Source organism: Candidatus Spongiihabitans sp., assembly GCF_965237845.1.
Taxonomy (GTDB): domain Bacteria; phylum Pseudomonadota; class Gammaproteobacteria; order Arenicellales; family Poriferihabitantaceae; genus Spongiihabitans.
Map to the genome: position 1 here is coordinate 466,247 of NZ_OZ250154.1, position 12,428 is coordinate 478,674.

Here is a 12,428-nt window from a genome sequence, read left to right on the forward strand (position 1 = left end):
AATTGTATTGGGCTTAAATTAAATTAGAGGTCCAGCGCTTTTGGTTGCTGGGCCTGGTGATCATGTTGCTCACCGACGTAAACCTTTAACTTGGAAAACATCGCTCTACCCAACTTATTGCGCGGCAACATGCCTTTAACCGCAGTTTCAATCACCCGGGCGGGATGTTTTTCGATCATCTCCTTGAAAGAGGTTTCTTTGATACCGCCGGGATAGCCGGTGTGGCGATAATATTTTTTATGGTTAGCCTTATTGCCGGTCAGCGCAATTTTCTCGGCATTGACGACCACGATATAATCGCCGGTATCCACATGCGGCGTGAATTCTGGTTTGTGTTTTCCTCTAAGCCGATGGGCGATATCAGCCGCCAATCTGCCCAGAACCTTGTTATTGGCATCGACTACGAACCAATCACGTTTGACTTTATCGGGATTGGCGGAAAATGTTTTCATCTGCTAACGAAATAAGGGTAAAAAACGGAGCGCGGATGATACTGGAGACACGGGTTTGATACAAGTATTCCGGGTTATTTTGGGCATTTTTACCCAAATTGATGATTTTTTAAGGTTATTTGATAGCAATGGGTATCCATGAGAATCAAAACCTGGGAAGTTTTATCACTGGAATATCCGCTACGTAGCCGTGAGCGAGCGGAATGATGCAATCAAACAGATGTCGCTAGCAGTGTAGGTCATTGCCGATGTTCAGAAGTTAAAATTTGCAGCCGAATTCGCAAGCGGGAGAGCATACAAACTATAACAGCAGCTCCACCCAATGCTTGACCTTGGCGTGGCCATTCATATTCAGGTGGGCCTGGCAACCGACATTGGCGGTACACACGATGTTCGGGTTATCGTTATACAATGAGCGGAGCTTGGCTTGGCGTAATTGGCTGGAAATTCCTGGCTGAAAAATTGAATAGGTCCCGGCGGAACCACAACATAAATGCGGGTCTTCAACTTTACACAATTGGTAACCCACCCGCTGTAAAATTTTTTCCACAGTGCCGGTAATTTTTTGGCCGTGCTGTAATGTGCAGGGAGAATGGAACGCCACTTTCTGCGAAGTGTCTTGTACTCGAAAAACCGGGTCAATTTCTTTATCCATCCCTTTGCACATCTCTTTGTCGATGACCTCACAAAGGTCAACCGTTTTCCCGGAAACAGCCTTCGCCTTTTCCAGGTAATCCGGTTCGTCCTGGAACAGGTGCGGGTATTCCATGATGGTCACTCCGCAGCCGCTGGCGGTCATGACAAACCCTTCGATCCCTTGCGCCAGGTAAGGCCACCATTCATCGATTAGCGCTTTGGCTAACTTTTTGGCTCGGCTTTCACTGGTGGTGTGCAAATCCACAGCACCACAACATCCGGCCCCGGCTGCCTCAATAAGAGTAATCCCAAGTTTGTCCAACACCACCGCTGCGGCCAAATTTGTCATTGGCGATAATGCCCCCTGGACGCAACCCGCTAACGCAACCATTGTGCGTTTATGAGATCGCTTGGGCCACTCAGGCCATTCAGGGATGGGCATGCTTCCCGCATTGGCTGGCGTAACCGATGCGGGAACCCTGGATTTTAGCGATGCGGGCAAAATCGGCCTCACCGCCCTGCCAAAATTCAGCAACAGATCGAAAATCCTGGCGTTTCCAACCACTTTCGCAACAACAATTCTGCTGAGTTGATCGACTAAACTCCGATGATTGGCCATGTGCAAGGCAGAATGCCCAATTGCCAGCAACTTTCCGTACTCCACGCCCGACGGGCAGGTTGTCTCGCAGGCGCGGCAGGTCAGGCAACGGTCGAGGTGCAAGGTTATATGATCATTGGCTTGCTCGCCTTCAAGCAATTGCTTCATTAGATAGATTCGCCCGCGCGGGCCATCGAGTTCGTCTCCCAGCAACTGATACGTTGGACAGGTCGCATTACAAAAACCACAATGCACGCATTTGCGAATAATCGCCTCGGCTTCCTTGCCTTTAGCGGTATCAGCAAATTCAGGCGTCAAGGAAGTCTGCATGATGCACGCTAAATTAAAGGGCGCGATACATTCGGCCGGGATTCAAAATTCCATCCGGGTCGAACTGGTTTTTTAATCGGTGATGAAATTTCAAAATCATGTCGGGCAGCGGTGCAAAAACCTCGCTTTTTCGATCTCCGTTACGAAAGCGGGTAACATGACCTTGTGCGGATTTCACCGCATCCTCAAACTCCTGCACATTATTGCCATGGACGGCATGTAGGTCGCGGGCGCAGGATGCGCGGGAGCGACCATCGTTATCGTCACGCTCAGCGCATGAATACCAGCGCAATCCTCCCCCCCAATCGATGAGTTGGTGTTTATTTTGGCAAAACATTTTTGTAGCCGGGGCAACCGAACTTCTGAGCAACAACGGCCGGTCTAACTGCCTGCCTGACCGATTGCCTGGCCGATTGCCTGGCCGATCGACTCTAAAAAACCCATGAGTTTGTTCTCGAATCCCGGTCCAGAACGCCGCACCTTCGGCATCCACTTTCCCGCCAATGGCTTGCCTGGCTGCCGTCACCCCTGCTTTGCTGCCGGAAAGACGGATTCGAGTTTTGCCGGCGACCCAGGCTGCGGCAGAAATTGGCAATGGCTTTCCAGCCAGGGTATTCATTAAGACGATCGCCGCATCAGCATCGGCATGGTGCAGCACTATGGTTAATTCTGTTGCAGGTTTTGGCACCACTTTCAACGAAATTTCCAGCAAAATGCCTAAACAGCCCAGGCAACCGACCAGTAAGCGCGAGACATCAAACCCGGCAACATTTTTGATTACCTGGCCGCCGAATCGCAGCACTTCTCCTCGACCACTCAGTACCTTAACGCCAAGCACGAAATGATTCACCGGACCGGAAAAAGGACGGCTTGGCCCGGATAAGCCACTGGCAATTGCGCCGCCCAAGGTTGCGGAATCTGAAAACAGCGGGGGTTCAAAGCCCAGCATTTGATTGTTTTTTTCAAGCAATTCCATAATTTCCCGCAGCGTCGTTCCAGCGCGGGCCGTGATTACCAGCTCAGTCGGGTGATACTCGATAACGCCCGAATGTTGTGCCACGCTAATCGGTTGGCCGACGATTTCACGCCCGTAGAATGTTTTGCTGTTTCCGCCACAGATAGCCAATGGCGTTGATGACTGCCTTGCGGCCAGCACTTGTTGCTGTAATTGACCCTCAATATTCCCTGCAACACTCTTGGGCATTAGAAACGCTCTAATTGCGGGAACGGCAGTTGGCCGTGGTGGACGTGCATGGCATTGTGTTCGGCGCATCGAGCCAGGCTGGGAATCGCTTTGCCAGGATTGAGCAGGGATTTGGGATCGAAACATTGACGAATTCGATGAAACTGTTCCCGCTCATGGTCGGAAAACTGAATGCACATCTCACCGATTTTCTCCACCCCAACCCCGTGTTCCCCGGTAATGGTGCCACCCACATCAATGCAAAGTTGTAATATCTTGCTGCCCAATTCCTCAGTCTTGTTAAGCTCCCCCGGAATATTGCCATCATACAAAATTAACGGATGCAGATTGCCGTCGCCGGCGTGAAACACATTGGCGACGCGCAACTGATATTTTTCAGAAAGGTTGTTTATTTCGGTTAATACATGGCCCAATGATCGTCGTGGAATGGTGCCGTCTATGCAGTAGTAGTCTGGAGATATTCTGCCCATCGCCGGGAAAGCGGCTTTTCGACCCGACCAAAACAGCGCTCTTTCCTGCTCATCTTTGGCCACTCGAGTATTGATTGCGCCATTATCCCGAAACAGCGTTTCAACCTGTCGAATTTGATCGTCCGCTTCTGGCTCAGTCCCATCCAGCTCGCATAACAACATGGCCTTCGCCGCCACTGGATATCCCGCGCCAACAAAATCCTCGGCCGCGCGGATCGCCAGGTTATCCATCATTTCAATGCCTGCGGGAATAATTCCGCTGCCGATAATTCCAGCCACGCTATCGCCTGCATTTTTTACCGAATCGAAAATGCCCATGATTACTTTCGCGCATTCAGGAATAGGCAATAGCTTGACCGTGACCTCGACCACGATTCCAAGCATCCCTTCGGAGCCAATCATCAGTGACAGCAAATCAAATCCGGGCCAGTCCAAGCAATTGGCAAAACGATTGGCGCCAATGTCGATCAATTCTCCCTCCATGGTGGCCACCTTCAAACTCACAATATTATGCAAGGTCAGACCATATTTCAGGCAATGCACCCCGCCGGCATTCTCTGCCACATTGCCGCCAATTGTGCAGGCAATCTGCGACGACGGGTCTGGCGCATAATACAAGCCCAGACTCTCGACCGCTTCAGAAATTGCCAGGTTGCGCATACCCGATTGCACTCTGGCTATGCGATTTAGCGGATCGATAGCCAACATTTGATTCATCTTGGCCAGGCTAACAACAATGCCATCCTTATGCGGCAATGCGCCGCCGGACAAACCGGTGCCGGCGCCACGGCTAACAACAGGAATGGCATGCTTTTGGCAAATTGCCATCACCCCTTGAACCTCGGCAATGGATTCCGGCAACACCACCAGCCGAGGCGGTTGGCGATAAGCGCTCAATCCATCGCTTTCATACACTCGAAGCGAGGTTTTTTCGGAAATAATCGATTGGGCGGCAACGGCTTGTCGAAATAACTGTACTAGCTGGCCAGTATTCATCATCTGCATTATCCTTGATCTTATCCGTGATTTGGCAAGTTCTGTAACATATTCTTTCGCTTCAAACCTTTCATGGAGTAAAATTATGGATCGCGGATTCAATTTTGCACACTCATTATAAGCGCAACTTTAGGTCAACCCATGACTAATCAACGCCGATACACGCAGATCGATGAACACATCATCGGGCTGTCCAAAATATTGAACACCCTGTTCGTCAAACCCGCGCCGAATCGAAACTACCCGGCAAAAAGCGCGGAGTCCGGTGCCAATACCGATGATCTCAGCGAACAAGATCGGCGGCACTCGAGTCGCTATATGCGCGTCAATCATGTGGGTGAAATATGCGCCCAGGCACTTTATCAAAGCCAGGCGCTGACCGCGAAGGAGCCGACCACAAGAGCGCAAATGCAATCCGCCGCGGATGAAGAAATCGACCACTTGGCATGGTGCGAGCAGCGCATAGAGGAGTTGGGTGGCCGAAAAAGCCTGCTCAACCCGTTCTGGTATGCGGGTGCATTTGTTATCGGCGCCGTTGCCGGTATTGCCGGCGACAAGTGGAACCTGGGATTGGTTGCCGAAACCGAGCGCCAAGTGGTCAAGCACCTTGAACATCATTTGGGCAAACTGCCGGAAAACGATTTACGCAGCAAGGAGGTCGTGGCGCAGATGAAACAGGACGAAAGCCAACACGCCGAACAGGCGATGGCCGCCGGCGCCGCTGAACTGCCGCCAGCGGCGAAACGGTTAATGAAATGCGCCTCGAAAGTGATGACCAAAACGGCGTATTGGGTTTAAGTGCAAAGCTCTGGAGCATCGCCGGAGATATAGCCATAGACATAACCTGATACATAACCCGATATGCTAGGCATCCCGACCAAAGGGAGAGACCTGACGCGGGATTTGTAGATGTTCACTAATTCGATGCCCCGCGTGGAATTCCTGAAAGTCTATTACTTGCAATAGGGGTTCAGATGGCTTATACATAATACTTTACAAGCAAACTTTTTGGGGTAGACTAATGGTATCCAGCTCATTCAATCGGAATCGGCTAACGTAATGATTACCAATTTGCTGTTCTGTCGGTTGTGGTTTAAATTATATGGAGTGGAGGTAATATTTGTTGGGGATGCGCAACTAGATTCAAGCATGCAGATAGATTCAAGCATGTAGAATTGTATATATAGAATTGCAACCAATGTGTATCCGCATAATTAACATAACAAAGCCAATTATTATTTGCTAATACTATTTTTTGGTGAACAGGAGAATATAAAATGAAACACTTAACTACATTTGGCATTGTCTGGGCAGCACTAGGCCTGTTAGTCGGCAGCGCACAGGCTGCGGAATGCCCGGCGGTCACGGTAGCCGACTCAATGGGCGTTGCGGCCGGGAAATATCCGCAGCAGTACGAGCTCTCGGAGTTTCAGTCTCTGGCCAACTGCACCTTGTCATTTTCCGGCAACCCCGACGCCGCCGCTCTGAACAGCCGCATTCGCGGCAACCCGGAGCTGCCATCGCTGGCTGATCGCATCCCATCTGAACCACTGGTAGTGGCCCCTTACGATTCTATCGGGAAATATGGTGGCACTTTTGATGCTTTATCCAATGCCACGGAAGCGGGCACTTCAGATTTTTTGTCTACTCGCCATGTCAATTTGGTCCGTTATTCGGACGACCTTCAGACGGTTGTGCCGAACGTCGCCAGGGATTGGGAGTGGAACGATGATTTCACTCAGCTGACTTTCTTCCTGCGCAAAGGTCACAAGTGGTCGGATGGCGCGCCGTTCACTGCTGAAGATGTGAAATACTGGTATGACAATCTTGCGCTTAATTCAGATGTGATCGAAAAGCCGAAGGATTATGTTCTGGTGGCTGGCGAGCGCATGACGGTTGATGTCGTTGATGCGCAAACCGTGGTGTTCAACCTGCCGGCGCCGAAGCCGGGCCTGATCGCGCATTTTGCAACCTCTTTCGCGCAAGGCTTCCAGCCCAAGCACTTCCTCGGAAAATGGGATCCGAAGCTGAACCCTGATGCCGATAAGATGGCACAGGCGGCCGGGTTCGAAAATGGTCTGGAGGTTCTGTCGAACTATTTCGGTAACTCGGACTGGACCGATACCCCGTCGCCACTGCTGAGAAGTCCGGGCAAGGCCGCCAATCTGCCAGCGGATGTTGTGCCGACGCTTGAGTCCCACATCACCATTACGGATACCACCGAAGGCCGCCATCTGGTCGCCAACCCGTATTTTTTCATGGTTGATACGTCCGGCAACCAACTTCCTTATATCTCTGAGCAGGACGAGGTCTATATCAACGAAAACGAAGTTCGCATCCTCAAACTGGTTAACGCCGAGACCGACTACAAGGCGCAGTCGCTTGGGCTGAGTGCTGTGCCGTTGCTTATGGATAATCAGGAAAAAGGTGACTATACGGTGGATTTGCGTCCGGCGGTCGCCATGAATGGAGTCTTTTCGTTCAACCTGACCTCCGCCGATCCGGGCAAGCGCGCGGTGTTTGGCGATATTCGCTTCCGCAAGGCAATGTCGATCGCGATCAACCGCGACGAGGTCAACGAAGTTGCCAGCTTTGGGCTGGGTGTTTCCAGGCAGTATATCGGCTTCTCGCCGGCACCGGCTTTCGTTGATAAAAAGTGGGCTTCTTATGCCATTGAGTACGATAATGCAGGCGCAAAAGCTCTGCTTGATGAAATCGGCATGGTGGACACTGATGGTGATGGTTTCCGTGAGTTGCCCAACGGCGAAAAGATCGTACTCAACATGCAATTTGCGACGCAGGGTATCGACGGCAAGATTGTTGAAGTGGTCGGTCAGCACTGGGCCGATGTCGGTGTTCAGACCACGGTCAAGGAAGTGACGCCGGACGAGTACCGCTCGGCACAGTCGTCGAACCAGCTTGATGTCGGAATGTGGGAAAAAGGCCAGCCACTTGCCATCATCCTCGGCAACGACGAGTTGTGGGTGCCGCCGTTTGAAAACTACTTTGGCCATCGGACTGGTATGCTTTGGGCCGAGTGGGTGGATTCAGACGGTGCAAGCGGCGTCGAACCGCCGGATTACGTGAAGCAGTTGATAGACGATGTCCTTGCGTTCCAGTCCACACTTCTGGGCACGCCCGAGTCCGATGCGCTGGGCGCGCGTTTGGTGCAGAACATGACCGAGAACCTGCTGTTCATCGGCACGGTGCAGGCGCCATCGCCAATCTATCATCGCAATGCGCTGAAAAACTTCGTGGAATTCAAAACAGCTTCCTACGAATACTACCGGACTTTCCCATACCGGGCAGCGCAGTGGTACTTGGACGAATAGTTCCGTTATGACATAAACTGGCCGCGGGCAGTTCCGATTGCCCGCGGTCAAACTATAACCAAAAGCTCTTACATTTGGATTGAATAACCCACAGGAAACACAGTCGGGGGCGCATAGAGATTAATGCTTCAATTTGCTCGGTTTGCAGGCACACGCGCAATGTTGGCGGTCATCACGCTGGTGATGGTGTCGCTCATTGTTTTCAGCCTGATGGAGCTGGTGCCCGGTGACTGTGCGGAACGCTACCTTGCCTTCAAAAACACGCAAGGCAGTCAAATATCGGTTGCTGACATCGAAGCCGAACGCGTCCGCCTCGGGTTGGACAAACCCTATATTATTCGCTGGGCGCGCTGGATCGTTGGCGCCTTCGGGGGGGATTTTGGCGATAGTTGCATCCTACGGGTCAATATCGCCCAGCTGCTGGGTGACAAATTCTGGATAAGCCTGTGGATTTGCCTGTCATCCCTGCTGCTTGCCTACATCATTGCGATCCCGGTGGGTATCATCGCCGCCACATCGAAAAATGTCGTGCTGAACAACAGCCTGCGTTTCGTCAGCTACCTCGGCCTGGCAATGCCGAACTTTCTGCTGGCGCTGATGATCATACTGTTTTCAACGGTGGTTTTTGGCGACACCCTGACCGGGCTGTTTTCCAAAGAGTTTCGCGATGCCGCCTGGTCTTATGATCGGGTCATCGATTTTCTGTCGCGCGCTTGGCTGCCGGTATTTATCCTCGGCTGGTCGGCAACTGCTTTTGCCATTCAGACCGTGCGCGCGTTAATGTCCGATGAGGTCGGCAAGCTGTATGTCACCGCCGCATCTGCCCGCGGTGTCACAGGTCGAGCATTGCTGTGGCGCTACCCTGCGCGGCATGCCCTTGGGCCGATCATCAACTCGCTGGGTTTCGATCTGAACCGTATCTTCAATGAGTTGCCGATTGTGGCCTTGATTTTGACCTTGACCGAAGCCGGATCGCTGTTGATCGAGTCTCTAGCGCGATCCAATGACCAGCAATTAGCCGGGGCGATTATTTTTATGCTGACCGCCAGCATTGTGGGCATAAATTTTGTCACCGACATCATACTTGCCCTGACCGATCCGCGCGTGCGCCGTAGCATCCTGAGTTAAGTAATATGACAGACACTGCAAACATTGATGCCAATACGGACAAGCTGGTTCACCAGAAGCTGAAGGAGGCGTATTTCACCGCCTCGCAAGGGCAGTTGATCTGGACCCGATTCAAAAAGCAGAAAGCCGCCATGGTGGGTGCTGCGATTCTGATCATATTAATCATGTCGGGGTTCTTTGCGCCGTTCCTGACACCCTATGATCCGACTATTGCGGGGCGCGATGAGAGCTATCAAAACGGTGCGCCGCAAATCCCGAAATTTTGGGATGAAAATGGCTTTTCCGCACGACCTTTCATTTACACATATGAACGAAGCCGCTCAATTGCGACCAACTTTCGTTGGGTTACCGAAATCGACAGGGATGCCCGTCGCTATGTGGTTCTGTTCCCGCAAGGGGACAAATACAAATTCCTCGGCCTAACCTTGACAACGCATTTGTTCGGAGTCGATGAAGGCAAGATTCATATTTTCGGCACCGATGGCACTGGTAAGGATATCTATTCCAGAACGCTCCATGCCATCAACACCTCTTTGGCGGTCGGCACCATCGGAGTCTTCATTGCCTTTATACTGGCGCTGATGATCGGCGGAATCTCCGGGTATTACGGCGGCTGGATCGACTCCGTGTTGCAGATGATTACCGATGCGGTGCGAACCATTCCGGCAATCCCGCTTTTCATGGCCCTGGCGGCGTTCATTCCCGACACTTGGAGCGCCGAAACGCGGTTTTTATTCATCTCGATAATCCTTGGTTTCATCGGCTGGCCGACCTTGGCAAGGCGGGTTCGAACCCACCTCCTGACCGAACGCAATCAGGAGTATGTGCTGGCCGCGCAGTTGTGCGGCGCCCCCGCCGGCCATATCATCCGAAAACACCTGTTGCCGAGTTTTACCAGTTACATCATCGTCGATCTGATTATTTCATTTCCATACATGGTGCTCTCCGAAACCGCGCTCAGCTTTATCGGCTTGGGTTTGAAAGACCCGGTGAACTCGCTCGGCGTGATGCTGCAGCAGGTGACCAGCGCCGATGTCCTGCTCAATTACCAATGGTATTTCATACCGGTTATTTTCTTCATCACCCTAGTGCTTGCCTTTGTTTTTGTTGGCGACGGACTGCGTGATGCCGCTGATCCTTATGCGGACACCAAAAAATGACAACACTCAAATGACGACGCCGTTGATTTCAGTAAAGGATCTGACCATCCGCTTCAAGACCGACGAAGGTCTGGTGACCGCCGTGGAGAAAGTGACTTTCGATATAGCGGCAGGCGAGATACTCGGGCTGGTCGGCGAGAGCGGCTCGGGCAAGTCGGTGACCGCCAAGGCGCTGATGCTGCTGAATCCGGATAACTCGATCTATGACCCCGAAGGCAGCATCACACTGAACCTCGGCGATGAGCAGGTGGATGTGCTTTCACTGCCCCCAAATAATCGTAAGGTTATCCGCGGTGGCGCGGTTTCCATGATCTTTCAGGAGCCTATGGCAAGTTTTGCCCCGGCCATCTCGATTGGCGAACAGATGGTGGAGCAGTTGATGATCCATTCGGACATGAACAAAGCAAAAGCGAAGGAAATTTCCATTGAGATGCTGGCGCGTGTGGGAATTCCAGATCCGGAGCAGCGTTTCAGCCAGTATGCGTTTGAGTTTTCTGGCGGTATGCGCCAGCGCGCCATGATCGCCATGGCGCTTTCGACCAAACCCAAGCTGCTGATTGCCGATGAGCCGACCACCGCGCTCGATGTGACCATACAGGCCCAGGTCATCGACCTGATGAAAGATCTGGTGAGTGAATTTCATATGGCGATCCTGTTCATCACCCACGATCTGGGCGTGATCGCCCAGACAGTGGACCGGGTGGCGGTGATGTATCTTGGCAAACTAATCGAAAAAGGCTCTGTGCGGGAGGTGCTCAGGAACCCGGGGCATCCCTATACGCAAGGACTTATGAACGCGCTGCCGAGGCTCGACGACCTCGACACGCCGTTGACCGCGATCGAGGGCGACATTCCCTCCCCGCTTGACCGGCCTACGGGCTGCGTCTTCAACACGCGCTGCCCGGTCTCGCTCGGGGCCGAATGCGAGTCGCGTGTTCCGGTTTACACAACGACACCAGACGGGCATCAGGTGGCCTGCCTTCTGGCAGAGAAAGAGGATGCGCCGGCATGACCGAGACACTCATTGCCACCAACGACTTATCCGTTCACTTTCCACTGCAAGGCAACCTTTTCGGGCCAAAGCCAGTGGTGCGCGCGGTTGAAGGCGTCACGGTTCACATCGAGAGGGGCAGTTTCTTTGGACTGGTGGGCGAGTCGGGGTCTGGCAAAACAACACTCGGACGCGCCCTGTTGCGCGCCGCACCCATCACCCGCGGCGCGGCAGATTACTCGGATAGCGATGTTAATTATGATCTGACAACGCTCGAGGGCGATGATATGGTGGAGTATCGCAAGCGCGCGCAGCTGATTTTCCAGGATCCATATGCCGCACTCAGCCCGCGCATGACGGTACGAGACATCATCGCCGAGCCTCTGGAAGTTATGCGGTTGACGAAGACGCGGGAAGAGACCGACGAGCGGGTGCGTGCAATCGCCGCGAAATGCCGCATCAATCTCGAACATCTGCGGCGCTTCCCACACGCCTTTTCCGGTGGCCAGCGGCAGCGTATCTCAATCGCGCGGGCGCTGGTTTCAGAACCGAACTTCATTGTGGCAGATGAAAGCGTTGCAGCCCTTGATGTGTCGATCCAGGCGGATGTGCTGAACCTGCTGAAGGGGATTCAGAAAGATATGGGACTGACGTTCCTGTTTATCAGCCATGATCTGAGCGTGGTGGCGCATGTCTGTGACCATGTGGCGGTGATGTATCTGGGGCGGTTGGTGGAGACCGCGCCGACTCGCGAACTGTTCGCGGCCCCCCGGCACCCCTATACCAAGGCATTGCTGTCGGCGATCCCGTCCCTTGATCCCGATGACCATGGAAAAGTGGTGAAGCTGGAAGGCGAGATACCCTCGCCGATCAACCCGCCGCCAGGCTGTAAATTTCAGACCCGTTGCCGCTTCGCCATCGACATCTGCCGCAAGGAAGAACCGAAACTCGACCATTCGGGATTTGAGCATGATGTCGCTTGCCACCGCTGGCAGGAACTGGCTGAACAAGCCGACACTGAGGCGTAGGCTACAGACTCCCTTTTTTATGGGAATTATATGCAATAATCCGCGGTGCGGCACCTATGCGGGGTTGGTCAAGTGAGCGTAGAAGCTAAAATGCGATCAATGG

General features: G+C 52.8%; 10 protein-coding genes. 6 read left to right on the forward strand and 4 right to left on the reverse strand.

Annotated features, from left to right (window positions below; genetic code table 11):
- Nucleotides 1-23: 23 nt before the first annotated feature.
- The 4 genes from rplM to ACPXXB_RS02270 form a co-directional block, all read right to left on the reverse strand.
- Nucleotides 24-452 carry a 50S ribosomal protein L13 gene (rplM, locus tag ACPXXB_RS02255; protein WP_423908805.1) on the reverse strand — a complete coding sequence of 143 codons (429 nt, stop codon included), beginning with the start codon at nt 450-452 and terminating at the stop codon, nt 24-26.
- 301 nt (nt 453-753) lie between these two features.
- Nucleotides 754-2,016: a glycolate oxidase subunit GlcF gene (glcF, locus tag ACPXXB_RS02260; RefSeq protein ID WP_423908807.1), complete on the reverse strand. Its 1,263-nt coding sequence runs from the start codon at nt 2,014-2,016 to the stop codon at nt 754-756.
- 13 nt (nt 2,017-2,029) lie between these two features.
- Nucleotides 2,030-3,220, reverse strand: a complete 1,191-nt coding sequence (glcE, locus tag ACPXXB_RS02265; protein WP_423908809.1) for a glycolate oxidase subunit GlcE — start codon at nt 3,218-3,220, stop codon at nt 2,030-2,032.
- Nucleotides 3,220-4,689, reverse strand: coding sequence for an FAD-linked oxidase C-terminal domain-containing protein (locus tag ACPXXB_RS02270; RefSeq protein WP_423908811.1), 1,470 nt, complete (start codon nt 4,687-4,689; stop codon nt 3,220-3,222). Before ACPXXB_RS02270 ends, glcE begins: the two co-directional genes overlap by 1 nt.
- A gap of 138 nt (nt 4,690-4,827) precedes the next feature.
- On the opposite strand from ACPXXB_RS02270, the gene coq7 reads away from it, so the two are divergent.
- From coq7 to ACPXXB_RS02300, 6 genes are all read left to right on the forward strand, one after another.
- Nucleotides 4,828-5,484: a 2-polyprenyl-3-methyl-6-methoxy-1,4-benzoquinone monooxygenase gene (coq7, locus tag ACPXXB_RS02275; protein WP_423908814.1), complete on the forward strand. Its 657-nt coding sequence runs from the start codon at nt 4,828-4,830 to the stop codon at nt 5,482-5,484.
- Nucleotides 5,485-5,963: 479 nt separating this feature from the next.
- On the forward strand, nt 5,964-8,018 hold the full coding sequence (locus tag ACPXXB_RS02280) for an ABC transporter substrate-binding protein (RefSeq protein WP_423908817.1): 2,055 nt from the start codon (nt 5,964-5,966) through the stop codon (nt 8,016-8,018).
- Between the two features lie 123 nt (nt 8,019-8,141).
- Nucleotides 8,142-9,146: an ABC transporter permease gene (locus tag ACPXXB_RS02285; RefSeq protein WP_423908820.1), complete on the forward strand. Its 1,005-nt coding sequence runs from the start codon at nt 8,142-8,144 to the stop codon at nt 9,144-9,146.
- 5 nt (nt 9,147-9,151) lie between these two features.
- Entirely contained in the window at nt 9,152-10,306 is a 1,155-nt protein-coding gene (locus ACPXXB_RS02290) for an ABC transporter permease (RefSeq protein WP_423908823.1), read from the forward strand.
- Nucleotides 10,272-11,318, forward strand: a complete 1,047-nt coding sequence (locus tag ACPXXB_RS02295; RefSeq protein ID WP_423908825.1) for an ABC transporter ATP-binding protein — start codon at nt 10,272-10,274, stop codon at nt 11,316-11,318. Before ACPXXB_RS02290 ends, ACPXXB_RS02295 begins: the two co-directional genes overlap by 35 nt.
- Nucleotides 11,315-12,325, forward strand: a complete 1,011-nt coding sequence (locus ACPXXB_RS02300; protein WP_423908828.1) for an ABC transporter ATP-binding protein — start codon at nt 11,315-11,317, stop codon at nt 12,323-12,325. Before ACPXXB_RS02295 ends, ACPXXB_RS02300 begins: the two co-directional genes overlap by 4 nt.
- The last annotated feature ends 103 nt before the right edge of the window (nt 12,326-12,428 follow it).